Annotated in this window: 21 protein-coding genes; 12 read left to right on the forward strand and 9 right to left on the reverse strand. The window is 51.3% G+C overall.

The features are described from left to right. Positions 1-63: 63 nt before the first annotated feature. Together msrB and dacB are read left to right on the forward strand one after the other, a co-directional pair. Positions 64-468 carry a peptide-methionine (R)-S-oxide reductase MsrB gene (gene msrB / locus ABD949_RS00595; RefSeq protein ID WP_345239610.1) on the forward strand — a complete coding sequence of 135 codons (405 nt, stop codon included), beginning with the start codon at positions 64-66 and terminating at the stop codon, positions 466-468. Positions 469-573: 105 nt separating this feature from the next. Continuing rightward, positions 574-1854, forward strand: coding sequence for a D-alanyl-D-alanine carboxypeptidase/D-alanyl-D-alanine endopeptidase (gene dacB / locus ABD949_RS00600; protein WP_345239612.1), 1281 nt, complete (start codon positions 574-576; stop codon positions 1852-1854). Here dacB and ABD949_RS00605 read toward each other — a convergent pair. Further along, positions 1851-3155, reverse strand: a complete 1305-nt coding sequence (locus tag ABD949_RS00605) for an APC family permease (protein WP_345239613.1) — start codon at positions 3153-3155, stop codon at positions 1851-1853. The two genes, dacB and ABD949_RS00605, sit on opposite strands and share 4 nt — an antisense overlap. A 51-nt stretch (positions 3156-3206) precedes the next feature. Between ABD949_RS00605 and crcB the strand changes: the two genes are divergently transcribed. The 7 genes from crcB to ABD949_RS00640 all read left to right on the forward strand — a co-directional run bounded on the left by crcB (position 3207) and on the right by ABD949_RS00640 (position 12584). Beyond that, positions 3207-3599, forward strand: a complete 393-nt coding sequence (gene crcB / locus ABD949_RS00610; protein WP_345239614.1) for a fluoride efflux transporter CrcB — start codon at positions 3207-3209, stop codon at positions 3597-3599. Between the two features lie 89 nt (positions 3600-3688). After that, entirely contained in the window at positions 3689-5131 is a 1443-nt protein-coding gene (locus tag ABD949_RS00615; RefSeq protein ID WP_345239615.1) for a M14 family zinc carboxypeptidase, read from the forward strand. A gap of 209 nt (positions 5132-5340) precedes the next feature. Continuing rightward, a complete protein-coding gene (locus ABD949_RS00620; RefSeq protein ID WP_345239617.1) occupies positions 5341-8130 on the forward strand; it encodes a TonB-dependent receptor in 2790 nt (929 codons plus the stop codon). Between the two features lie 44 nt (positions 8131-8174). Further along, positions 8175-9509, forward strand: a complete 1335-nt coding sequence (locus tag ABD949_RS00625; RefSeq protein ID WP_345239618.1) for a T9SS C-terminal target domain-containing protein — start codon at positions 8175-8177, stop codon at positions 9507-9509. Positions 9510-9673: 164 nt separating this feature from the next. Next, positions 9674-10429, forward strand: a complete 756-nt coding sequence (locus tag ABD949_RS00630) for a M48 family metalloprotease (RefSeq protein ID WP_345239620.1) — start codon at positions 9674-9676, stop codon at positions 10427-10429. 166 nt (positions 10430-10595) lie between these two features. Continuing rightward, the gene (locus ABD949_RS00635; RefSeq protein ID WP_345239622.1) at positions 10596-11891 is read left to right on the forward strand and encodes a flavin-containing monooxygenase; all 1296 of its coding nucleotides are present in this window, start codon (positions 10596-10598) and stop codon (positions 11889-11891) included. Between the two features lie 204 nt (positions 11892-12095). Next, entirely contained in the window at positions 12096-12584 is a 489-nt protein-coding gene (locus ABD949_RS00640; protein ID WP_345239624.1) for an RrF2 family transcriptional regulator, read from the forward strand. A 3-nt stretch (positions 12585-12587) separates the two neighbouring features. Here ABD949_RS00640 and ABD949_RS00645 read toward each other — a convergent pair whose 3' ends face one another. The 3 genes from ABD949_RS00645 to ABD949_RS00655 form a co-directional block, all read right to left on the reverse strand. Then, positions 12588-14084: a DUF4301 family protein gene (locus ABD949_RS00645; RefSeq protein WP_345239625.1), complete on the reverse strand. Its 1497-nt coding sequence runs from the start codon at positions 14082-14084 to the stop codon at positions 12588-12590. A 100-nt stretch (positions 14085-14184) separates the two neighbouring features. After that, entirely contained in the window at positions 14185-14604 is a 420-nt protein-coding gene (ybeY, locus tag ABD949_RS00650) for an rRNA maturation RNase YbeY (RefSeq protein ID WP_345239626.1), read from the reverse strand. A gap of 8 nt (positions 14605-14612) precedes the next feature. Further along, positions 14613-16886, reverse strand: coding sequence for an ATP-dependent helicase (locus ABD949_RS00655; protein ID WP_345239628.1), 2274 nt, complete (start codon positions 16884-16886; stop codon positions 14613-14615). 233 nt (positions 16887-17119) lie between these two features. Here ABD949_RS00655 and ABD949_RS00660 point away from each other — a divergent pair, with 233 nt between their 5' ends. Genes ABD949_RS00660 through ABD949_RS00670 form a run of 3 tightly spaced genes read left to right on the forward strand, consistent with a single transcriptional unit; the run spans position 17120 to position 19413 of the window. Next, positions 17120-17695 carry an RNA polymerase sigma factor gene (locus ABD949_RS00660; RefSeq protein WP_345239629.1) on the forward strand — a complete coding sequence of 192 codons (576 nt, stop codon included), beginning with the start codon at positions 17120-17122 and terminating at the stop codon, positions 17693-17695. Between the two features lie 55 nt (positions 17696-17750). Continuing rightward, positions 17751-18371, forward strand: coding sequence for a hypothetical protein (locus ABD949_RS00665; protein ID WP_345239630.1), 621 nt, complete (start codon positions 17751-17753; stop codon positions 18369-18371). Further along, positions 18355-19413, forward strand: a complete 1059-nt coding sequence (locus ABD949_RS00670) for a hypothetical protein (protein ID WP_345239632.1) — start codon at positions 18355-18357, stop codon at positions 19411-19413. Before ABD949_RS00665 ends, ABD949_RS00670 begins: the two co-directional genes overlap by 17 nt. Positions 19414-19463: 50 nt before the next feature. Here the strand turns inward: ABD949_RS00670 and ABD949_RS00675 are convergent, their stop codons facing one another. The 5 genes from ABD949_RS00675 to tpiA all read right to left on the reverse strand — a co-directional run bounded on the left by ABD949_RS00675 (position 19464) and on the right by tpiA (position 24102). Further along, on the reverse strand, positions 19464-19976 hold the full coding sequence (locus ABD949_RS00675) for a cupin domain-containing protein (RefSeq protein WP_345239634.1): 513 nt from the start codon (positions 19974-19976) through the stop codon (positions 19464-19466). 36 nt (positions 19977-20012) lie between these two features. Next, positions 20013-21602, reverse strand: coding sequence for a sensor histidine kinase (locus ABD949_RS00680; RefSeq protein ID WP_345239636.1), 1590 nt, complete (start codon positions 21600-21602; stop codon positions 20013-20015). A gap of 25 nt (positions 21603-21627) precedes the next feature. Then, the gene (locus tag ABD949_RS00685; RefSeq protein ID WP_345239638.1) at positions 21628-22140 is read right to left on the reverse strand and encodes a hypothetical protein; all 513 of its coding nucleotides are present in this window, start codon (positions 22138-22140) and stop codon (positions 21628-21630) included. A 9-nt stretch (positions 22141-22149) separates the two neighbouring features. Beyond that, positions 22150-23166 (reverse strand): hypothetical protein, encoded by a 1017-nt coding sequence (locus tag ABD949_RS00690; RefSeq protein WP_345239640.1) that lies wholly within the window; start codon positions 23164-23166, stop codon positions 22150-22152. 171 nt (positions 23167-23337) lie between these two features. After that, positions 23338-24102, reverse strand: a complete 765-nt coding sequence (tpiA, locus tag ABD949_RS00695; protein ID WP_345239641.1) for a triose-phosphate isomerase — start codon at positions 24100-24102, stop codon at positions 23338-23340. Positions 24103-24264 lie beyond the last annotated feature (162 nt).

Raw genomic sequence — 24264 nt, forward strand, 5'->3', positions numbered from 1 at the left:
ACAAAATTGATAGGGATTTGTTTATGTGTTACACAACTTTGCAGAACAACTGCGCTACGTACTATGATTGAGAAAGTTATCAAATCGGACGAAGAATGGCGACGGATGCTGACGCCGGAGCAATACCGCGTTACCCGGCAGAAAGGCACCGAGCGGGCGTTTACGGGCGAGTACTGCGAGGCTAAAGATCCCGGTACCTACGCCTGCGTATGCTGCGGCACCGAGCTGTTCGAGTCCAAAACCAAGTTTGATTCGGGTACCGGCTGGCCCAGTTTCACCGAACCTATTGAGGCCGACCGCATCCGCCACGAAAAAGACTTCAGCTACGGCATGAGCCGCATTGAGGTACTCTGCAACGTCTGCGACGCCCACCTTGGCCACGTCTTTAACGACGGTCCGCCACCGACGGGATTGCGGTATTGTCTGAACTCAGTATCACTGGTGTTGAAAAAGGAGTCTGAGGCTTAATTTGTCATCCCGACAAAGGAGGGATCTTACTGGTAGGTTAACCGCTAAGATCCCTCCTTTGTCGGGATGACAAAAAATATCGCCGGTTTTTCGTTTTTTTGAGGTATGGTAAAGTACCTCCTTCTGGCTCTCCTGCTTTTCTCAATCCTAAGTTGCTCACCCGCCCGGCGCATTAGTCGGGATCTTCAGCGAAATCCCGCGTATACCGACCATCTGACCGGCTTTGCCTTGTATGACCCGGTTCGGCAGCAAACGCTGGTGCAGCACAACGCCAACCAGCATTTTGTACCGGCATCCAATACAAAACTGTTCAGTTTCTATGCAGGATTAATGGCCCTCGGCGATTCTATTCCGGCGTTGCGGTACGTGGTACAGGGTGATTCCTTGATTTTTTGGGGTACCGGTAATCCGCTGCTGCTGAATCCGGACCTACCCGACACGGCCACGCTACGCTTTCTGCGAAATCGGCCCGAAAAGCTGTTTCTGTCTGTTAGTCATTTCTCAGGAGCCCGGTTCGGGCCCGGTTGGTCGTGGGATGATTATAACGACTACTACTCAACTGAGGTAACGCCGTTTCCCATTTATGGTAATATTGTGCGGTTCACAGCGCCTGACCGGGTACCGAACTTTTATGTAAATCCCCGCTTTTTCGCCGACAGTGTAACACGGTCAACCAATTCAAAAGAACCCAATACAATGCGCAGAGCCGAGTGGGCAAATCAGTTTGTTCGTCCGGCGGCCAATAAGCCTTTCCAGCGGGATGTGCCTTTTCACTGGACACCTGCGTTAGCGGCAAAGCTGCTGGCCGATACCCTGAAGCGTGAGGTGCAGCTAATTAACAAACCATTTGACCGTTCGGCTGCGGTAGTGTACGGTTTACCAGCCGACTCGCTGTACAAGCGGATGCTCGTCGTCAGCGATAACATGCTGGCCGACCATCTATTGCTACTCGCTTCCTCCGTCAGCGATACCTTAAATACACAATGGGCTATTCAGCAAACACTCACTAAACATTTGGGTGACCTACCCGGTCGGGCGGTTTGGGTAGATGGTTCAGGCTTATCCCGGTATAACCTGTTTACACCTAACCAATTGATCACGCTGTTACAGAAGATTTACGCTAAAGTGCCGCAGCAACGCTTATTTCAGCTGCTACCGGCCGGGGGGCGCTCCGGTACAATAAAGTCGCTCCATAAGACCGACCAGCCGTATGTCTTCGCTAAATCCGGCTCTATGAGTGGAGTATATAACCTCAGCGGCTATCTTGTCACCAGACAGGGCAAGGTCCTCCTGTTCAGCATGATGCACAACAATTTTGTGCAGCCGGTGAGCGAAATTCGCAAACGCTCCGCCGACTTTCTGGAAACGGTCAGGAACCGTTTCTAAACCCGCTTAATCAGCCGATATGCCGGATAGCTGATCAGGATAAAGCCAATGGCATACAGACTGCTGCTTAGATCGCCAATGACTACGCCGACAAGGAAGGCCAGGGAAGCAATCAGCAGGGTCCAGGTAGAAAACGGATACCCCCAGGCCAGAAACGGCCGCTTCAAGTCAGGCTCCGTTTGCCGGAGACGAATCAACGCTGCAAAGCCAGATGCGTAGCACAGCACGAAGAAGAAGGTAGCAATATCGGAGAGCTTTTCGTAAGTATTTGTGAGGATAAAGAGGATGGACGTTGCTGCTGTTAGGATCATAGCGATACCAGGTGTACCACCGGCATTGACAGAGACAATCTGCTTAAAGAACAACCCGTCGCGGGCCATGGAGAAAATTACGCGGGGGTTAAACATAATCTGGGCGTTGATAATGCCCATGATCGAAATCATCAGCAGGAACGTAACGGCCCGGGCGCTGGCCGGCCCGTATATCGCCTGGATGGCATCAGCCGCCGGCAGTTTGGACTGCGCCAATTCGGGAACTGACAGGACGTACAGCAGCGCCAGATTGACCAATACGTAAATAGCAATAATCATCAGCACCCCGCCCATCATCGAGCGCGGCAGATTTTTATCCGGATTTACGTCTTCTTCGGTAAAATAAGCGGCCGTATGCCAGCCGTCGTAGGTGTAAAAAACGGATTGCAACGCAGCCAGAATCCCTACCCAAAGGCCACCCTGCGCCAGTGGCTTAAACGACCCGGCCGGAACGCTGGCCGGTGCATCATACGCAAAACAGGCTACCACAAAGGAGAGCAGCCCTATTGCCTTTATAAAACTCATAACCTCCTGCGCCCGGCTGGCCAGGCGGACACCAATCCAGTGAAAGGCGACAAAGGCCACCAGAATGCCAATCGCCATACCCTTTATGAGTCCACTGGCACCTGGAACAAGCAGCGCTATGTACTCGCTCATCACCGAAGCCGAAAAAGCCATAGCCGCCGTACTCCCCAGCCAGCTAACCAGACCAATGACAAAACCAACGTAATTGCCAAACGCCCGGCGGGCATATACATACCAGGCTCCGGCTTTCGGCAGCATTGTCCCCAACTCGATAATAGACAGGGAGCCAACCAGTGCGTACAGACCAACGATAAGCCAGATGCTAATGATCAGTTTTGGATCGCCCAGCTCGGCGGCAATGGTGCCGGGTCGGCGTAAGATACCTGTGCCGATGGTGCCGCCGATGGTAACGGCAATGCCGAAGCCCACGCCTAACAGACGGGAGAGGTGAGTACGTTTGGCCATATGCGGCTAAAATAAGGTTTTTCGCCTAAAACCCTGTAAGTTTAAGCTCCAATGAGAGCGATTCTGACAAATCCGTATCTGCTGGTGCTGGTCGGGGGAGGAGTGGGTAGTTTGCTGCGTTACCAGGCAGCCCGCTGGATACCATCTACCGTTTCTGGTGTTGGGTTTCCGTCAGCCATTCTGCTGGTCAATGTCTTGGCCAGTGGTATACTTGGTATAGTAATGGGGTGGGCTTTATCCCGGTCAGGTAGCAGCGACGAACTTCGGTTGCTGCTGGGCGTTGGGTTTTGCGGAGGATTAAGCACGTTCTCTACCTTTAGCATGGATACTATGCTGCTGTTGCAGAATGGCCGCTGGGGAGCCGCTCTTCTTAATATCAGCCTTAACGTGATTTGCTGCCTGTTAGCCTCAGCAGTTGGTTTCTGGCTTGGTCAGAAGTTGTAAAACGCGCCGAACAAAACACCTGCCAAATTTCTTAAATGATTTGTTTATTGGGCTGACGCCCAAACGGATTTACAATCCGTTTTACTGATATGACGCATTTCGCTTACGCACAGGACGATATGGCGCTGGCCCGTCGTCTGCACGATTCACATACTATCTTCCGGGAAGCCGCGCTTACGCACCGCCGGTTCAGACACAAAGATGTTCTACCCTTACTCAACCAATTAACCAGTCAACCAATCTTCCAGGTAACCCAGGTGGGAGAATCGGTAGAGAAACGGTCAATTCACCAGGTAAAGGCGGGGAGCGGTCCGGCGAAGGTGCTGCTCTGGTCGCAGATGCATGGTGATGAAGCCACGGCAACAATGGCCATGTTCGACATTTTTAATTTTCTACAGGGAAAAGATGATGGCTTTGATGACCTCCGGACTACTATTCTCAACAAAACGACGCTTTATTTTATACCGATGCTCAACCCCGACGGGGCTGAGCGGTTCCAGCGCCGGAATGCGCTGGATATTGACCTCAACCGCGATGCGTTACGAACCCAATCACCGGAAGCCATCATTTTAAAAAACCTCCAGCAGACCCTGCAACCGCTGGTAGGCTTCAACCTCCACGATCAGAATCCCCGTTACAGCGTTGGCAAAACCGGCAAACAGGCGGCCATTACATTTCTGGCAACAGCCTACGACGAAGACCGATCGTTGAATCCGGTTCGGGAGCGATCGATGCGGCTGATTGTGGGCATGAACCGGGTGTTGCAACAGTTCATTCCCGGTCAGATTGGCCGCTTCGATGACGAATTTGAGCCACGGGCGTTTGGGGATAATATTCAGAAATGGGGAACTACGCTTATTCTGCTTGAGTCAGGAGGCTACGCTAATGATCCTGAAAAGCAGTACCTCCGCAAACTGAACTTTGTGGCTATTCTGATGGCTCTGCAAGCGATTGCCGACCAATCGTACGAAAAAGAAGCCATTGAGGAATACGCTGCTATTCCGGAAAACGGGCCGCACCTGTTCGATGTACTGATCCGGAACGTGCAGATTAATCGGAACGGAGCAAACTTCACGGTCGATGTAGGGATTAACCGCTACGAAGAAAATGCGTGCGAAAGCCAGCGCAGCGTCCGGCCGTTCTTTTACCGCAGCGTAGTAGAGGATATTGGTGATTTATCCATATTCAACGGCCTTGAAGAAATAGACGCCACCGGTCTGCAACTGGTACCGGCCCGTATACATACCGGATCTTTAGAGACTGTCAACGATCTGCAAAAGATAGATTTGGAAGCTTTGCGGCAGGAGGGCGTGGTGGTTTTCCGATTGAGCAAAGCCGTTAAAGGTGAATTTCCAACCGATCCTGTTCACCTGCTAACTGAAGGTGAATTACCTGCCCAACCGCTAAGCGTAGACCAGATCCCAACGTTTTTGTTAACGGACGGAACTTCCATTCGCCATTTGTGTGTGAATGGATTCCTGCAGAACTCCGGCGAAACGGCTGTCATACGACCCAACGGCATTGCCGAATAATATACCGCTTTTTAGAAGTAAGTCGAAACAAAATACCGATAACCTGGGAAGTAAGAGGATAATCTCCCTTCAATCATTAAAAAATCAAATCATTAATAATCAGACAATTATAGCTCGAACCAAAAATAACCCTACCGTAATATTGGCATAACATTGACGTAACATTCGCGCTCTACATTTGCGCCATGTTCGATGACTACAATGCCAATATGAAAAAGAACGTTTTATCACTCTGTCTTATATTACTCACCTTAACGTCCTTTGCCCAAACGGGCTCGATCAAAGGAACCATTAAAGACGCCAAAACCAACGAAGTTATCATTGGCGCCACCGTTCAACTGGTCGGAACTAATCCGCCCATCGGCTCGGTAACCGATATTGAAGGCAATTTTGACATCAAAAAAGTACCCGCCGGTGTTCACCAACTCCAGCTCAGCTACGTTTCCTACGCCACCAAAACCATTGCCAACGTCCGGGTTGAAGCCGACAAAACAACCCTGATCAACTCGGCGCTTGACGAAGACAACAAAACGCTTCAGGAGGTTGTCATCAGAGCCCAGAAGACGACTAACACCGAAGTCGCCGTTATTACTGAAATCAAACAGGTACAGCAGATTGCCGTCGGTATCTCGGCCCAGCAGATCCAGCGTACCCAGGACCGCGATGCCTCCGCCGTTATTCGCCGGGTGCCGGGGATATCCATCACCGATGACCGCTTTGTGGTCGTGCGCGGGCTGAACGAACGCTACAATACCGTACTGCTGAACGACATCATTACCCCCTCTACCGAGGTTGACGTGAAATCTTTTTCCTTTGACCTGATTCCCAGCTCGGCCATTGACCGGATACTGGTATTCAAATCATCGTCTGCCGACCTGCCAGGTGATGTCAGCGGGGGTGCTATCAAGATTTACACCAAGACCGTACCCGACGGCAACAGTTTGTCGGTCAACTTCTCGACTGGATACCGGAACGGAAGCACCTTTTCCTCGGCACTTTCGCATGCTGGTGGCCGCTTGGACTGGCTGGGTATCGAAGACGGCAGCCGTACGTTGCCCAATGATTTTCCCAACCGCCGGGCGGTCATCAACAGCGCCCGTTATGAGACGATCATCAACCGCTTTCGTGAGTTGCCCGATTATTACGCGGTGAAACCCATGACCGTAACGCCCGATTGGCGGGGAGGTATCAACTTCAGCCGTCGCTTCTTCCTCAACAGCACTGAGATTACCAATACTTCCTACATCAATTACTCACTCTCCCGGTTGAACAACGCCATTGTCCAGAACCGCTATAACTTCAACGCGGGCAAAACGGAGACTTTCAACGACCAACTACTGCAGGAGAATGCCCGTCTGGGTGTTATGTCAAACTGGGCATTTATTTTCAACCCCCGTACCAAAGTAGAGTTCCGCAACCTCTTCAACCAATTAGGCAACAAAGAAACCATTACCCGCGGTGGTGCCAACCTGGAGAATAACCTGGACTACAACAACGCAGCGTTCCGCTTTGAAGCGCGTAGCATCTATGCCGGTCAGTTGAGCGGTACGCACGAACTGAACGAGAAAACCCGTCTGAGGGTAATTGGCGGTCTGGGGTATACCTACCGCAACGAGCCGGATTTCCGCCGGTACACGTCAACCCGGGAGAGTGGCACCAACCAGCCCTTTGTCATCAACCTGCAGCAGTTTGAAAGCCCAACCCTGCAGCAGGCGGCCCGCTTCTACTCACGCCTTGGTGAAATTGTGGGTACGGGTGCTGCTAGTTTTGAGCGTATCCTGGGTGAAAAGACCGAGTCTGCCGACCAGCAGCGCAAGCTGACCGTGGGTACGTATGTAGAAAGCAAGAGCCGGAAGTACTCAGCCCGCTGGTTTGGCATCGTTAACCCGAATCGTATTTCTAACGAGATCCTGTCGCTGTCGCCGGAGCGCTTCTTCAACTCGGAAAACCTGCGCGCCAATCGGGTGTTCTATTCAGAGGGTACCAACTTCGATGATAAATACCAGGCTCAGAACCTCATGGCCGCCGGCTATGCCTCCCTGTACTGGCCGGTATCGCCCAAATTTAGCGGTACGCTTGGCTTCCGGGGCGAATACAACCGCCAGCAACTACAGAGCTTCGAGCGTGGTGGTGGTATCCCGGTGCGTGTTGACCGGCCTGTTTTCAACCCGCTACCGTCCGTTAACCTGACCTACAAGTTCAGCGACAAGCATGTAGCCAGAGCCGCTTATAGCACGACGGTCAACCGGCCGGAATTCCGCGAGTTGTCGCCCAGCACATACTACGACTTCAACTTTGACGTCTCACGCCGGGGGAATCCGAACCTGACCAACGCCACCATCCAGAACTACGACGTACGCTACGAGTATTACCCCAGCCAGAATGAACTGGTCACGGTAGCCCTGTTCAACAAGCAGTTTACCAATCCCATTGAAGCCGCTATTTTCTACAACGGCAGTACGGTAGCCTTCACCGTAGCCAATGCCCAGAAGGCCTACGCCCGGGGTGTTGAAGTAGAAGTCCGAAAAGCGCTGGGCAATCCGGCCAGCAATAGTTTCCTGAGCAAAACTTTGTTGACGCTGAATGCGTCGCTGATTGATAGTGATGTACGGACCGGCCTGGGCTCCAGCACGCTGAACCGGTACCTGCAGGGCCAATCGCCTTACCTGGTGAATGCCGGACTGTTCTACCATGATGATCAGCGGGGAATTCAGGCCAATGTGCTCTACAATGTAATCGGCCCGCGCATCTTCACCATTGGAGACAATGTACTAAGCGCCAACATCTTTGAAATGCCGCGGAATGTGATTGACATCAACATCATCAAATCACTTGGTCGTCATCTGGAATTGCGGGCTAGTGTACAGGACCTGCTGAACCAGCCATTCCGTCTGGTTCAGGACACGGACCGCAATAACAAGGTAACCGGCACCGACGGCACTTACCAGCAGTTCCGCCGGGGTTCTTACTCGATGCTTGGCCTCCGTTACTCACTCTGAGTTCAATCTACACAAACCAATAGCTCTCACTCAATCCAATCTCAATGAAAAAGCTAACAACCTGGACGTTTTCACTACTGGCTCTTTTCGGTTCGGCAGCCCTGGTCGTTTCGTGTAAAACCGACGATGACGGCGTTGATCCCGGAACGGTTGCTCCGGTGGGGCAGACGGTTACGGTGAAAGGTACCATCAGTCAGAACACCACCTGGACGGCCGGCAACAAATACGTGCTGGAAGGCTTTGTGTACGTAGACAACAATGCTACACTGACCATTGAGCCTGGTACCATCATCCGGGGTGATAAGGTGACAAAGGGCTCGCTGATTGTTAAGCCCGGTGCGAAGATCATCGCCGAAGGTACCGCCCAGAAGCCGATCATCTTTACCTCAAATCAACCCATCGGCCAGCGTAACTACGGCGACTGGGGCGGCATTGTGCTGCTGGGCCGCGCCAAGGTAAATAAAAGCCCGGCCACCATCGAAGGTGAAAACGTATCGACCTTTGGGGGAGAGAACGATGCCGATAATTCCGGCAGCCTGAAGTACGTCCGGATTGAGTTTGCCGGTGTAGCGTTTGAAACCGACAAGGAAATCAACGGCCTGACCCTAGGCGGTGTCGGCTCCGGCACCACCCTGGATTACATTCAGATTTCCTACAGCGGTGACGATGCCTACGAGTGGTTTGGGGGAACCGTTAACGCCAAACATCTGATTTCTTACCGGACACTCGATGATGATTTTGATACGGACTGGGGTTACCGGGGCAATGTTCAATATGCCTTCGCCCTGCGCGACCCGTCTGTCGCCGATCAGTGCTCCTGTTCAGACTCCAACGGCTTCGAGTCGGACAACGATGCCTCGGGCTCAGAAGCTGCCCCACAGACAGCCGCCAAATTTGCCAACGTGAGCATTTTTATCGCACCGGGTACGGTAAACAACAAATACCGCTCCGCCTTCCGTTTGCGCCGGAATACGGCGGTAAGTATTTATAACTCGGTTATTGCCGGGGCTTATCCCAGAGGAGGTCTGGAACTGGAAGGGACGGCTACGCAGAAGAATTTTGTCGATGGCGTTGCTGACTACCGGGGGCTGGTCCTGGCTGGTGTAACTAAAGCGGTCGTAGCCGGCGATAGCGTTCGTCTGGCCGATGCTGCCCGTAAAAATCAGTTTCGCCCGGCCGTTAGCACCCTTGGCTTAGACGCGGCTTACAACACATTGGGAACCGGCATCAAACTGCTTCCCCAAAGCAGTTCAACCCTGCTCACGGGCGGTGTACAGTTACCTCAGGGTTTTGACCCCGTGACGTTCATCGGTGCCTTTGGTACGCAGGACTGGACGACCGGCTGGACCAACTGGGATCCGCAGAATACGGAGTACTAAGATTTTTTATATTCATATTGGTGTCGCACATAAAGGCCGGAGCAATGCTCCGGCTTTTTGTTTGTACGTACCGTAAGCATTTAAACCTTTTATTCCTTTCTATAGTCAAAGAGAATATCTATCAGCAGATAGGAGGGTTGATTCTTTAACCAACTGACTTACGTATGAAACGAATAGCAAGCATCATATTTCTGTTTTTCTGGGTTCCGGCAGTATCTATGGCTCAGAACGGGGGCCTGGTAGAGGCCGGTAAAGCGGCTTTGGCCGCGGCTACCCTGACCAATTCCCAGGTAGCCTCCTATTCAAAGCAGGCCGTGCAGCAGATGGACGCCAAGTATCCAATTGCCGGGCCTGGCGATCCTTACACTCAGCGCTTAAACCGCATTGTGAGCCGTCACCGCACGGTAGGTGGTATACCTATTAATTACAAGGTGTATAAGACCCGTGATGTCAATGCGTTTGCGACAGCCGACGGCAGCGTGCGCGTTTTTCAAGGGTTGATGGATATTATGACCGATCAGGAGATACTGGCCGTTATAGGTCATGAAATCGGCCACGTGGTGAACAAAGATTCACACGACGCTATGAAAAGTGCCCTCTGGCGGACGGCCGGTATTAACGCTTTGGCGTCGACATCCGGCGCAGTTGGCCGACTGTCCCGCTCCCAGTTGAGCGGAGTGGCCGATTACCTGCTGGGCGCCAAGCACAGCCGCGATCAGGAGACAGAAGCCGACGACTATAGCTACCAATTCCTGAAGCGGAATGGCTACAGTGTCATTCCTTTGGCGACATCGTTTGAAAAACTAGCGAAGCAGGGCGGGGGTGGCCAGGTACCGCAATTCCTTTCTACCCACCCCAATAGCCAGGCCAGGGCAGCACGGATACGGTCACGGGCCCGTAGCGAGGGGTTGGGCCGGTAATTACGTTACATAGTTTTGTAAGAAGGGGGCGTGTGTCCCCTTCTTTTCTTATGCAGCCCAATCCTCTCATCAATGTGCGAACAATCGGCTGGTATTTATTAGCCTTACATTGTACTTTAGCAGAGACGCAGGTTTTGTACTCTTCAGAAAACACCTACTCGCTCATATGCCTAATCAGATTGAAGTCTGCATCATTGGAGCCGGTGCTTCGGGAATAACGGCAGCCAAAACCCTTAACCAACACGGCATTGGGTTTCACTGCTTTGAAAAAGGTTCTCAGGTCGGCGGCAACTGGCGTTACAATAATGATAACGGCCTGTCGTCGGCGTACCGGTCGCTGCACATAAACACGAACCGGGATGTGATGGCTTACTCCGATTACCCAATGCCCCGCAATTACCCGATGTTTCCGCACCACAGCCAGATAATCCGCTACTTCGACGACTATGTCGATCACTTTGGCGTACGGGAACACATTACGTTTCGTACGGCGGTTGACGAAGTAAGCCGTAATTCGGACGGCTCATACCAGGTCAGAACCAACACCGGCCTGGAGCAGACCTACAAACACGTAATTGTGGCTAACGGCCACCACTGGAATCCCCGTTATCCGGACCCTCCCTTTCCCGGTGAGTTTACGGGAGAGGTAATCCACTCCCATGACTACAAAGAACCGGCACAGATTACCGGCAAAGACCTGCTCATCGTGGGCATTGGTAATTCAGCAGTGGATATTGCCTGCGAAGCCGCCCGGCTGCACGGCGGTAAGGTAGTGATATCAACCCGCAGTGGAGCCTACATTCTGCCGAACTGGCTAATGAGCTTGCCCTTCGACTCCCTGGCAAATCCACTCACAGCCAAATTACCTATGCCCCTGCAACGAATGTTGCTCAGCGTTAGTCTGTGGCTTGCCAGAGGGCGTCAGGAAGCTTATGGCGTGCCTAAACCGACCCGACCTCTTTTGGCGGAGCATCCAACTATTTCGCAGGACCTGCTGAATTTATGCGGCCGGGGGCTTATCCGATTTAAACCGAATATTGCCGGGTTGTCGGATAGGGAAGTCGTGTTTGACGATGGCAGCCATGAATCTTTTGACATGATCATCTACGCAACGGGGTATAAGGTATCGTTCCCCTTCTTCAAAAATGGATTCTTTAACGTCGAACAGACCAATGATTTGCAGTTATACCAACGCGTGGTGCATCCCGACTTCCCCGGATTGTATTTTTTAGGGTTAGTTCAACCACTGGGAGCCATTATGCCACTGGCTGAGCTTCAGGCCAGGTGGATAGCCAAACTCATAACCGGTGAGTGCCGGCTGCCCGATCGGGACACCATGCTGGCATCCATTCAGGCGGAGGCAGCCCGCAACAAACGGCGATATAAACAGTCGGCCCGGCACACACTTCAGGTGGATTTTTTCCCTTACAAGCAAAGTCTGGAACAGGCGATGCGGAAATAGTAAAAAATAAACACACAAATTTCCCTTAGCCTATTGGATTTGGCGACTATGTAACGGAAATTCGCAACGAGAATTGTAAAACAACGGGACAAGTTAAAATCTGTTTAAAAAGTTGCCTGATATTGAGAACGTTCCTAACTTGCCCAACCGATCTATTTACCCATACCGAGTACCCGCCATTCGACAAGTTTATACACCGTAACAATGATTTCCAAGAAAGCGAAGTACGCTATCAAAGCGCTTAAAGTCCTTACCGAAGAGTTTGGCAAAGGACCTGTATTGATCTCTTATATCTCGGCCAAAGAACATATTCCGAAGAAGTTTCTGGAGGCTATTCTGCTGGAGCTTCGCAACCACGGCATTCTTCAGAGCCAGAAAGGTAAGGGTGGAGGCTATCTGTTACGGGTTGATCCGGGTCGGGTAAATCTGGCTCAGGTTCTGCGGGTTATTGATGGACCTATTGCTCCTACTCCCTGTGTTTCCCTGAATTTCTACGTTCGCTGCGACGACTGCGATGACGAAATCACCTGTACGCTCAAGCCCATTATGGAGCGGGTGCGGGATGCCAACCTTGGCGTATACGAGAATACAACCCTGCTGACCTTCGTTAATCCTTCGACTCTGGTAACGAAAGAGATACCTATTGGAGAGAAGCAAGCCGACAATGATGATGCCGGCCTGCTGTCTGCGTAATACCTAGGCGGGTTGATGTTCTTTCCGAAGCAGGTCGTTGACCGTTTTTACCGGATTGAACGTCAGGAGCGGTACCTCCACAAAGATTGTATTCCAGTCGGCCATTGCGCCGTTCCAAAGCCCGGGCAACTCCTGGGCTTTTAAGTCTTTGCCATCTTTGGATTTTTGCGTGATAAAGCCGGTCTGCGGATCCCGGTAAGCCGGTAGGTTGTATTTCTGTCCCTGCCGGTTTCTCAATCCACATACCAGATCCACTGGATTGAAGTGCGTAGCTGTTTCAAACGTTGATTTCTGACCGGCATTACTCATGTCAATCTGCGCCGACTCTACAATCTGCAGCGATACGGAGCCGTCGCTGTTCTGCGCCCAGAACGGTCCACCACCTGGTTCGCCTACGTTTTGAACCATACCGCACACGCGTATGGGGCGGTCCAGTTTCCGGCGGTAGTAATCGAGTTTTTCCGCTTTTGATAAATTGTCGAAGTTGGCCGGGGGTAACGTACTCAGTTGTCGACGCAGAAACTCATCCACTTCGGTCAGATACCCTTCGCTGATGTCTTCACTCGCCAGTAAATCCTGCAACCGGAACAGTTGCTGCTGGGTATCGAGCAGTACGGCCCCCAGCACTTTCTTATAGGTAACTGTTGTTTCTTTCAGCTCATCGGGGACAACATTATCAATGTTCTTGATGAATACCAAGTCGGCTTCGATATCGTTGAGGTTTTCGATCAACGCCCCATGCCCGGCAGGCCGGAACAGCAGCGTACCGTCCTGGTTGCGAAAGGGTGTATTGTCTGTGTTCACCGAGATGGTGTCCGTTGCTTTTTTCTGCTCCGAAAAGCTGACATCAAAGGCTACGGCCAGCCACGCTTCATAATCAGGTTTCTCTTCAGCAATCAGTTTGTCAAACCGCTCAGCATGTTCGGGTGATACCGTAAAGTGAATACGGACCAGGCCGTTGGAATTGGCGTAAGCCGCACCCTCTACCAAATGTTCCTCTACCGGCGTGCGCGGCCCATCCGGGTAGCGATGAAACTTCAATAGCCCTTTAGGGAGGCCGCCATAGTCCAGGCCTTCTTCTGTCAGTAAGGCCTTTAATACCGTCTGCCGGTCGGCCTGATCAATATCAACGCCTTGTTTTGCCAATACCTCTTTGAGATCATCATAGAAAGCAAACTCCTGCAGTCGCGCAAAGAACTCGTCAGTAGCTTTATCGGCTTTTCCTTCCAGGGCGGCAAACAGGGATTTAAACATCCGGGTAGCGGCTCCGGACGCAGGCACAAATTTCATCAGGGAGTAATCACCGGAAGCCTCATCATACCGCCGGATGTAGCTGGTTAACTGATCTTCCGGGACCCGGATAATGCCATCGCCGACGGTAGCCGCTTTGATCACATGCAGGTAGGGAAAGCCTTTGACAAAGTTCTGGATTTGCTCATCAATCTGGTTGAGCGTAGCGCCCTGCGCCAATATCTGATCCTGGTCTTGTTCGGTAAACATGAGTGGACTGAATAAAATAAAAAAGCCGTTCGAATGAACGGCAAATACGGACTTTCGGCTAATTAACGCAAGATGGTTCTCAAAAACTTAACGAGTGCCTTTAGTGAGTCCATGCCTTGAGCCACTCGTCTTCTTTCCGACGCATTGCCGCTGCTTCTTCATCTGTTTTATCACCATGCCCGCAGAGGTGCAGCAACCCATGGGCCAGTACCCGACGCATTTCCTGCTCGGCAGGTACATTAAGCTGCCGGGCATTATCAGTCACCCGGTCAACGCTGATATATATGTCGCCTTCAATCTTGCCTTCCTCCTCGCTCTGGTCAAACGTGATGATGTCGGTATAGTAGTCGTGTTCGAGGTAGTCTTTGTTGACCTGCAGGACGTACTCATCGGAGCAGAAGATGTAGTTTAACTCCCCCACTGCGAAACCTTCTTGTCCGGCCTGGGTTTTAAGCCACTGCCGGACAGTCTGTTTCTGCGGGAGTTTATAGGGGGTATCCTCGTTGAAGAATCTGATCATACGCTACTCTACTCAACAATTCTCAATTTCGCAAAGCTCAGCAGCAGTGTCTTCTCGCCAGCCGTTTCAAATTGTATAATAGCCTTGCGGTCGGTGCCGTTCTGATCCACGAGTTTCACTGTGCCGAAACCGAACTTCATATGCTCCACCCGCATACCGGGGGCAAGGCCTGAGGTATCACTCGGCGCAAAATCAGCCGATGGGATGTGCGCTACAGCCGGTTGTGGACTCTGTGATTTAGCCGTTTTCTGGGCCAGTGAACGAACGAAGCTCATGGAACCGCCAGAGGGTACTTCCCGCTCCTGAGTGGTGGAATCGGACATGCGCATGCGGGCCATCTTGAGGTACCGCTGGTCCACCTCCATTAAAAAGCGGCTGGGTTCGCAGACCTTCAGGCGACCGTAGTGATAACGGGTTTCTGCATACGACATCGTCAGCCGCTTTTCAGCGCGGGTGATGGCTACGTAAAACAGCCGGCGCTCTTCTTCCAGATCGGCGCGGCTTTCGAGCATCATCTGGCTGGGGAAGAGGTCTTCTTCCATACCGACGATGAACACGTTCCGGAACTCCAGTCCTTTGGCCGCGTGGATAGTCATCAGCGTGACTTTATCGTTGTCACCGTCTTTATCGTCCTCGTCGGCGGTGGTTAGCAGCGAGACAGACTGCAGGAAGGAACTCAAGCTTTTATCGTCGTTCTCCGGATTATCGACAAACTCCTTAATGGCGTTCAGCAATTCCTGTACGTTCTCGTAGCGGGCCAGGCCTTCTACCGTCTTGTCCTCGTACAACTCCTTCAGAATTCCGGATGCTTTGGCAATGTGAGAGGCTACGTCGTAGGCATCCTTCTTTTCGAGCATCAGCTTAAAACTTTTGATCAGATCGGCAAAGCCTTCAATGGCTATACCGGCCCGGCCGGCTACGTGTTTGGTGACGTTGGACACAATCTCCCAAATCGGAACCTGCTTCTCAGCCGCCAGCACCGCAATCTTCGCGACCGTGGTATCGCCGATACCCCGCTTTGGCAGGTTGATGATACGCTTGAAAGCCTCTTCATCGCTTTGGTTGACCGTGAACCGCAGGTATGCCAGCAGGTCTTTAATCTCTTTGCGCTGATAGAACGACGTACCGCCGATAATCCGGTATTTGATGCTCAGCTTCCGCAGGGCTTCTTCAAAAGCCCGCGACTGGGCGTTGGTACGGTACAAAATGGCAAAATCCGTATTCTTCAATCCCTCCTGCATTTTGATCTCAAACAGCGAGGTTGCAATGAGCCGGCCTTCTTCGTTGTCCGATGAGGCCTTGATAATGTCAATCAGTGGCCCCTCTTCGTTATCCGTGAAGACATGCTTCTCCAACTGGCTCCGGTTGCGGGAAATAATAGAATTAGCGGCCTGAACGATGGTTTTGGTAGAGCGGTAATTCTGCTCCAGCTTGATCACCTTGACGTTCTCTTTACCGTAATCCCGCTGAAAGTTCAGGATGTTTTCGATGTTGGCTCCCCGGAAAGCGTAGATACTCTGCGCATCATCGCCCACGATGCATATATTCTGGTGAACGGCCGCCAGCTTACGCGTAATGAGGTATTGCGATACGTTGGTATCCTGAAACTCATCGACCAGCACGTGCTGAAACTTATGCTGGTACTTGTGCAGAATATCCAGGTGGTCGCGGAACAGCACATTCGTGTTGAACAGCAGATCGTCGAAGTCCATGGCGTTGGCCTGAAAACAACGCAGGCTGTACTGCTTATAAATGCGCCCTACCTCCGGCATCCGGGCGGCAGCGTCATCAGCCTGAATGATCGGGTTGTTCAGGTAATCGTCCGGACCAATCAGCCGGTTCTTGGCGCCCGATATGCGGGAGAAAACATTATTTGCCCGGTATACCTTATCATCAAGCCCCATCTCCCGGACAATGCTCCGGATCAGCGACTTTGAGTCGTCGGTATCGTAGATGGAAAAATTGCTGGTGTACCCGATGGCTTTGGCTTCAATCCGCAAAATCTTGGCAAAGACCGAGTGGAAAGTACCCATCCAGATATTCCGGGCCTCGGTGCCAATGACGCGCTCAATCCGGTGACGCATCTCGCCGGCGGCTTTGTTGGTAAAGGTCAGGGATAAAATCCGGAAGGGATCAACCCCGTTTTCAATTAAATACGCGATGCGGTAAGTCAGCACGCGGGTCTTGCCCGAACCGGCTCCCGCTATAATCATCAGCGGCCCGTCGCCGTGCATAACAGCCAGCCGCTGGGGTTCATTCAAACTCGATAAGTAATCTATCATCAACTAGTCGCTCCTTATCAGATAACAACCAAAGGTAGCAAAAAATTTGCTGGCGGAGGATTGATTGCGAGGAGCAGGTCAGCTACGCCGATGCAGGTGAAAGCGAGTCAATTACGTATGAAAAAAATGTTTACCACTCGCAAAATTTTTAAACGTGGTGCAACGTTTGTTTGCGTACTTTGTCTTTAGTCTGTAAAATGACCTAAACAGCGAAGCGTCGCGGTACGTACCTTTTGGAAGCTAAACTTTACATAGATAGACACACCGACCTGGTCGAGCGTTGCAAACTTGGCGATCGGAAGGCTCAATATGAGCTGTATCGACAATATGCAAAAGCTATGTACAACGTCTGTATGCGTATTCTGAACCATGCCGGCGAAGCCGAGGATGTCTTGCAGGAAGCTTTTCTGGATGCTTTCAACAACATCGGCTCGTTTCGTCAGCAGTCAACCTTCGGAGCGTGGCTGAAGCAGATCGTTGTCAACCGGTCCATTAATCACCTCCGCAGCCGCTGGGGCCGTTCATCCGGACTACAGATGGTCGACATAGATGAGTACCGTCTGGGCGAAGACGAGGGCTACGATATAGCCGACGACGAGCCGTACGACGAGGAGGGCATCAAGATGGAGGTCGAACGGGTCCGACAGGCCGTGCAGGCATTGCCGGAAGGCTATCGAATCGTGCTGACGCTTTACCTGTTTGAGGGATACGATCACGAGGAAATCGGACAGACGCTGGGCATCAGCGAGTCTACCTCACGGTCGCAATACCTGAGAGCCAAGAAGCGGCTGCTCGAAATTTTAAAATAACGTTTTTCACCCCTGTATAAACAGGCTACATAAACCGTAGTAACAAAAACTAAATATGAAAGACAAACTCGAACGATTCATACGGGATAACCGGGAGGATTTCGATGTCTTTGAGCCCCGACTTGATTTATGGAAGGATATTGAACAAGGGCTGGAACAGGGAACAAACAATGCCGAATCGCCGGATGGTCCGGCCGGAACGGGTATGCGCTCCGGTGGCAAAGTCAGACCGCTGTATGGCCGCTCTGCATTCCGGAGCCGTCTGTTTGACTGGCGGGTGGCGGCTGCTGTAACCCTGCTGATGCTGACGAGCGGGTTTTTGTACCTGAACAGCCAGTACGGCATCACCAAACAGCCCGAAGTAGTCGCCGTTAACCCGGCTTACGCCAGCGACTTCGTTCAGTATACCCGGCTTATTGATACCAAACGCGCTGAACTAAAACAGTTAACGGAAAGCAACCCGGCCCTGTATCAGCAGTTTGCCACGGACCTCGAACGGCTGGAAAACAGCTACAAGAACCTGAAAGCGGATTTGCCGAAGAATCCCAATCAGGAGGTCCTGATTCAGGCCATGATTCAGAACCTTCAACTTCAGATTGACTTGTTGAACCAACAACTCAATGTCATCCAACGAATTAAAAATCAAGAAAAGCCATCCAATGAAAACATTATGTAAGGTTTTGCTGGTCTGCCTGCTGCCCATGCAGTTAATGGCCGCTCAGACAGGCCTCATCGAGAAACGAAAAACGATTATCAAAATTTACGATGTCAATTCCAAAGACAACCTGGTGGTCGATAATCAGTTTGGTCAGGTAAAGGTTGGCTTATGGGATAAGAATGAGATCCGGGTGCAAATCACTATTACGGCGAACTCAAGCGCAGAGTCTATGATTCAGCGGTACCTGGATGCCGTTGAGATTGAAGAAAAGCGTTCCGGCGACCAGATTTCACTCCGTACGATTATTAACAAAGGGTCGGCTACTACCTGGCGTATGGGTACCTGGCGGAATAAAGACGGGCAGGAAGAAAGTAACTCCGTTCGGATTGACTACGACATTACGATGCCAAAATCCAATGCGCTCAACGTAAAGAACCGGTTTGGCAACACCGATATTCAGGCATTCCGGGCCCCGCTGACGGTTCACCAACGGTACGGTAATTTTTACGCCACCGACCTTTCAGGCCAGCAGAACGACATTAACGTAGCGTACGGCAAGGCCGATATTCGCAAGCTGGAGAACGGTAAACTCGTAATTGCCTATTCCAGTCTCGACCTCGACCAGGCTAATGTGGTGTGGCTGAGTAACAAGTTCGGCAAACTGAAAATTGGCGAAGTGGGCCGCATTGAAGGAAACATCGACTACTCCGGCGCTAAAATCGGCACGGTAAAGCAGTCCTGTAACATCAATCTCGACTTCTCAGGCGGATTCAAGATCGAGCAGTTACCCAAAACGGTTGATGATGTCAAGATTAACGCTAACTATTCATCTGTTGTCTTACCCGCTTCTGATAATGTCAATTATGATTTCGACGTAACGGTTACCCATGGTGGCTTCCGCTACGCCAATGACACAAAAATCAAGTTCAAGACACAACCAAACGAGGACGAGAGCCGCCGGGGCCCCGTTTCCACCCGACAGTATTCCGGTCAGATCGGGCGAGGTACCGGAGCCAGAGTGATTGTCGTTTCTAAATTCGGTGACGTAAGTCTGCGGTAATGTCAGGACCAGCAAGAATGCTGGTCCTACGTCTTGGTACCCCTTAGAACCTATGCCGTAAGTATCTCTATAATTGCATGGTGCTGCGGAAACTGACTCAGTAACACATCGCGCTGCGCTAGCTCAAAATCGGCAAAATCAAAACCGGGCGCTACTGTGCAACCTACCAGCGCATACTCAGTACCGGTGGCCGGTTTAGCACCGAACCAGCAGCCGGCCGGTACTACCGCCTGAAACACCTCACCCTGATCCGGATTATAGCCTAACCGGATTACCGAAAGCTCACCTGCCGGATTAATTACGAACACCTCTAGTGGCCCTCCGGTATAAAAGTGCCAGATCTCATCAGCCTGTATGCGGTGCAATGTTGAATAGTGGCGGCTTTCCAACAGAAAATAAATAGCTGTACCGAAGTTGCGGTCACCAGTAAAGCGTCCAGGTAAAGCATGCTGCGAAATGGTTTCGGCGGAGCGGTAGGTTTCGGCAAAATAGCCTCCTTCCGGATGCGGCAGCATCCCCAATCTGGCCACCCAGTCGGCTGCGGTATGATGCTGTGTTGACACTTAGATAGCTATAATAGTGGTGTTGCCTGCCTGTTCTCAAGCGTTGAGCGGTAGCATAATATTAAACTCCGTATACTCTCCTTCCTGAGTATCGACGGTTATATTCCCTCTGTGCATTTTGATAATGTCCTGGCTCAGAAAAAGTCCCAGACCAGTACCTTTAGCCGTGGGCTTGGTCGTAAAGAATGGTGAGAACAGTTGTTTAACTTCGGTTTCGGAAATGCCTTTGCCGTTGTCTTTCACCCGCACTTCCAGTCCCTCACTGGAAAACCTGGTTTTAATGAATAGCTCAGGGGTGTAGGCGTTAACCCGCAGCGACTTTTCGTAAATGGAGTAGACCGCATTATTCACCAGGTTCATAATCACTGACCTAATCTCATAAGGAAGTACACTGACCTGCTGATCGGTATTATCAAAATCCGTTATCACTTTTATGGTTAGGCCTTTGTATTCGGCCCGTGCTTCTTGCAGCGCCATATTCAGACTGTTTTCGATCAGGGCATTTATATCCGTTGGAATAAACTCGCTGGAACGTTCTTTCAGGAGCTTTTCCATCCCTTTCACAATCCGGGAGGCACTGCCGCCATGTTCGCCTACTTTAGTTAAATTGGCTTCGATAAGCTGGAGCAGGTCGGTTACATCGGCATAGGTATCCTCCGTAAAATGATCCTTTTCCTGCTCTAAAACATCCTTCACTTCTCTCAGCAGATCGACGGCTAGTTGGGAGAAATTATTAATGTAATTTAATGGGTTCAGCATGCGGTCGACAATACCTTTGGTAAGCTGGCCGATGGAGGCTAACTTCTCCTGACGAATTAACTGCTCCTGTGTTTCTTTCAGGTCGGCCAGCGTTTTCTGAAGGTCGACCAGCAGTTCTTCGGTCTTTTGCTTCTCAATAAGCAGTTCCTTGGTACGCTCATCTACCTCCCGCCGGGCTACGGCCAGGTCATCCACCATTTTGTTGAAAGCAGTCCCTAGTTCGGCAATCTCATCGTTGGTCCGCGTTTCGACGCGCTGGGTCAGGTCCCCTTCGCCAACTTTGTAAGCTGCATTACGGAGCGCCAATACCGGTACCGAAATATTCCTGGCCAGCCAAAGCCCGATGGCCCCTCCGATTCCCAATACCAGAGCACTGAAAAACAGGGAAGCCAGCCGGATCTGCTTTTTAGCCTGCACAATTTCGTCGGTAGCAAACGCCAGCAGAATCTCGCCGTTCATGGCCGGTGTAGCAAAGGCAGAGCGCTTCACCACGGTGGAGTCATTCGAAACCGCACGTACATCAACAGCAGCCTTATCCGGGAAGCTCTTAAAAATGGTTCTATTCAGCTTGAAAGCAGCGTGATTGGCGTTCCAGACTGTATCTACCTGAAGCAGGCTGATATACCTTAGTTGCGGGTCATCCCGCACAAAGTCCATCGCCATCTGCACCCCTTCAAAGTTCTGCTCAGTCATGGCGATGCGGACCCCCAGCGCCACAGTATGCGCAAAATTCTGAACCTCCTTGTTGAAGTTGTTTAGCAGGTAACGTCCCTGCACCATCGGAACGTAAAACAAAATAAACGAGGTAAACAGCAGTACAACCGTCAGCACCGTTATCCAGATCTTGGTCTTTACCGTTGTACGCATAGGAAAAAACTAAAACACCTGTCCGCTACAAAGACCGCTTCCCGTCGACCAGCACAGTTTTAGCCGCTCCGGAGAGTTGACTGAGTACCCCAATGGCGCCCTGTGTCTGAGCTACAAACGATTCCAGTTCGCTTTCGGTATTGAAGAAGTTAGGCGCATCGGCCTTACCCTGAAACACCAGCGCCAGCCAGTATTTGTTAAGCTCGTGCGCTGTCATGTTAAAAATCTTTTTGCCGGTGTCCAGCCCCACGTTGGTATTGGTTTTCATCAGGGCAATGATCACTTTAGTGCCGTCGGCCCACCGCTGGCGCTCTCCCCGCAAAATCGCTCTTAACTGATTCTCTTTCAGTTCGGCCGGTACGCCCCTCGTGTGACCGATGACGGTAAGCCCGGCCTCCTGATAAAACAGGATACGAATGCCTTCATCCGGACCATCTGCTGCCGCCAGGGTTTGCGCCTGAACTACTCCGCTTGTGTAACCACCCAGCAGCAGGATCAACCCGGCTATAGTCCCTATACGATTTATGAAGTGTTTCATCTCTATTGATTAAAAACCGATGGCAAGCTGTGCTTTCAAGGCATCTGACGAACCCGAAACCTCCGAATTCCGGGTTTGATACTCCAGTTTTACAACAGTAAGGTAGCTGATTTCGTACCGCAATCCGGCCACAAATGACGTCGTGTTATCTTTAAAATAAAACACCTCGCCGGTGCTGTACCGAATATTATCAAACCGGATGTAAGGAATAAACTTTGGAGCCACCCGGACTCCAGCATAGACATACGAGGCCAGGGTATTCCGCCCCCCCGTTGAATCAGACTGGTTATTGGCCGAAGTGCCTTCGGCTACCAGTTCAAACTTCTTCCCAAAATAAGACACTGAGCCTGTGAGCAGGTTCTGTGTTACCTGTTGCCGAATAGGACGGTCGTTCACGATCGCTCCCTGAGAGATAACATCATGGTAGTAAGAAGCCATCACTTTAAGCTCCTGCACCGGCTTAATATGCACAGAAGCCGTTACAGCCTTAAACCGGTCATTGTCGATTATGTCACCCGACCCTAATCCGTTGGTAACCATCAGATCATAGCCGAAGCGTAAAGAACCTAAATTCATTCCCTGAAAACTGATACCCGTGCCCCGTAACGGTATAATACCCGCGTTAAACAGGAGCGGCCATTCAATAGTAGGGTAGAAAATCCGGCCGCGGTGGTAGACATCGTTCCAGTAATTGACGGGCGGGTGGTGCCTGCCGACCAGAATATTATGGTTTCCGTAGTAGTTGTACTTAATGACCAGCCGCTCAACGGCTACGTTGAAGCCGGTCGGCGACTGGGGTGAAACCCGAAACGAAGTTTCTCCTAAAAACGAAAAGCGATCATTCAGCTCAGAGGTTATAAATAAGGTTTGCTCACCTAAGGTAAAACCCACCCGGTTGTTTTGGTAATAAGTGACAAAATCAAAAAAGCCCCTGAGTTGGGTACGCTGGGCCAGCGCAGGAAAGGCGGAGAAAAGCCACAGAAGCAGAAAAGCCGTACGTAAGCGCTTGTTTTGTACATGTCCCATAGATGGTTGGGGTTTAGATAACCGGCAAAAAGCTAGTGCCCAGCTCCCGAAAGTACCCGTCTGCAAACAAAATGGGCAGCTCTTATATGCTGCCCAAGTTATCAATTATCTCAAAGGTATCCAGCCGTAGCTGTCTAAAAATTTCGCATGGTCCTCTGTACTAACCAGCCATTACTGTCTCGCTTTCACGATATTAGTAAACTCCCGCGATTTAAGCGAAGCTCCGCCGATAAGACCACCATCCACATCGGGGCAGGCAAACAGCTCCGGTGCGTTTTTTTCATTGCAGCTACCGCCGTACAGTATGGAGGTACTTTGGGCTGCTTCTTCGCCGTATTTTTCGGCAATATGCCGGCGCAGCAGGTCGTGCATTTCCTGGGCCTGCCCTGTACTGGCTGTCAGGCCGGTGCCGATAGCCCATATAGGTTCGTAGGCAATGACGATGCGGGCAAACTGCTCCGGCGACAGATGAAACAGGCTTTCGGTAAGTTGCGTACGCACAAAAACCTGGTGAATCTCAGCTTCCCGCTGCTCCAGCGATTCACCACAGCAGAAGATGGGTGTGAGTCCGTTTGCCAGCGCCTGGTTTACTTTTTCGGCCAGTTGCGCGTTGGTTTCCCGAAAATATTGCCGCCGTTCGCTGTGGCCCAGAATCACGTACTGCACCCCAATTGATTGCAGCATGGGGGCTGATACTTCGCCGGTATAAGCACCGGAGGCCTTTTCGTGGCAGTTTTGCGCGCCCAGCGCTACACGGCCATCCCCGGACAGGTACTGCCGGACGGTAGTCAGATAAATGGCGGGCGGGCACAACACCACCTGAACATCGCCGGTGACCTCGTCTTTAACCATATTGACCACCTCAGACACCAGGGCCGTGGCTTCGTCGAGGGTTTTGTTCATCTTCCAGTTGCCGGCTACAATTTTCTTCCGCATAGGTATGTAAGCTTTAGTAAAGAATTCTGTATCAGTTTGTCTGAACAAACTGACATACTTTTTACGTTTTAATAGTGCCGGCGAAATTAGCCAATTTTGCCGGATTGCCTTTTACCCTGTTTCAGATTTGGTTGATTGGTTGGAAACCGGTTAATCAGAAGA

It is taken from the genome of Nibrella saemangeumensis (genome assembly GCF_039541915.1).
Classification (GTDB): domain Bacteria; phylum Bacteroidota; class Bacteroidia; order Cytophagales; family Spirosomataceae; genus Nibrella; species Nibrella saemangeumensis.

What these genes read in the sequence shown, in the direction of transcription:
- msrB (WP_345239610.1), top strand. Translation starts at nt 64, where the DNA reads ATGATTGAGAAAGTTATCAAATCGGACGAAGAATGGCGACGGATGCTG.
- dacB (WP_345239612.1), top strand. Translation starts at nt 574, where the DNA reads ATGGTAAAGTACCTCCTTCTGGCTCTCCTGCTTTTCTCAATCCTAAGT.
- ABD949_RS00605 (WP_345239613.1), bottom strand. Translation starts at nt 3,155, where the DNA reads ATGGCCAAACGTACTCACCTCTCCCGTCTGTTAGGCGTGGGCTTCGGC.
- crcB (WP_345239614.1), top strand. Translation starts at nt 3,207, where the DNA reads ATGAGAGCGATTCTGACAAATCCGTATCTGCTGGTGCTGGTCGGGGGA.
- ABD949_RS00615 (WP_345239615.1), top strand. Translation starts at nt 3,689, where the DNA reads ATGACGCATTTCGCTTACGCACAGGACGATATGGCGCTGGCCCGTCGT.
- ABD949_RS00620 (WP_345239617.1), top strand. Translation starts at nt 5,341, where the DNA reads ATGAAAAAGAACGTTTTATCACTCTGTCTTATATTACTCACCTTAACG.
- ABD949_RS00625 (WP_345239618.1), top strand. Translation starts at nt 8,175, where the DNA reads ATGAAAAAGCTAACAACCTGGACGTTTTCACTACTGGCTCTTTTCGGT.
- ABD949_RS00630 (WP_345239620.1), top strand. Translation starts at nt 9,674, where the DNA reads ATGAAACGAATAGCAAGCATCATATTTCTGTTTTTCTGGGTTCCGGCA.
- ABD949_RS00635 (WP_345239622.1), top strand. Translation starts at nt 10,596, where the DNA reads ATGCCTAATCAGATTGAAGTCTGCATCATTGGAGCCGGTGCTTCGGGA.
- ABD949_RS00640 (WP_345239624.1), top strand. Translation starts at nt 12,096, where the DNA reads ATGATTTCCAAGAAAGCGAAGTACGCTATCAAAGCGCTTAAAGTCCTT.
- ABD949_RS00645 (WP_345239625.1), bottom strand. Translation starts at nt 14,084, where the DNA reads ATGTTTACCGAACAAGACCAGGATCAGATATTGGCGCAGGGCGCTACG.
- ybeY (WP_345239626.1), bottom strand. Translation starts at nt 14,604, where the DNA reads ATGATCAGATTCTTCAACGAGGATACCCCCTATAAACTCCCGCAGAAA.
- ABD949_RS00655 (WP_345239628.1), bottom strand. Translation starts at nt 16,886, where the DNA reads ATGATAGATTACTTATCGAGTTTGAATGAACCCCAGCGGCTGGCTGTT.
- ABD949_RS00665 (WP_345239630.1), top strand. Translation starts at nt 17,751, where the DNA reads ATGAAAGACAAACTCGAACGATTCATACGGGATAACCGGGAGGATTTC.
- ABD949_RS00670 (WP_345239632.1), top strand. Translation starts at nt 18,355, where the DNA reads ATGAAAACATTATGTAAGGTTTTGCTGGTCTGCCTGCTGCCCATGCAG.
- ABD949_RS00680 (WP_345239636.1), bottom strand. Translation starts at nt 21,602, where the DNA reads ATGCGTACAACGGTAAAGACCAAGATCTGGATAACGGTGCTGACGGTT.
- ABD949_RS00685 (WP_345239638.1), bottom strand. Translation starts at nt 22,140, where the DNA reads ATGAAACACTTCATAAATCGTATAGGGACTATAGCCGGGTTGATCCTG.
- ABD949_RS00690 (WP_345239640.1), bottom strand. Translation starts at nt 23,166, where the DNA reads ATGGGACATGTACAAAACAAGCGCTTACGTACGGCTTTTCTGCTTCTG.
- tpiA (WP_345239641.1), bottom strand. Translation starts at nt 24,102, where the DNA reads ATGCGGAAGAAAATTGTAGCCGGCAACTGGAAGATGAACAAAACCCTC.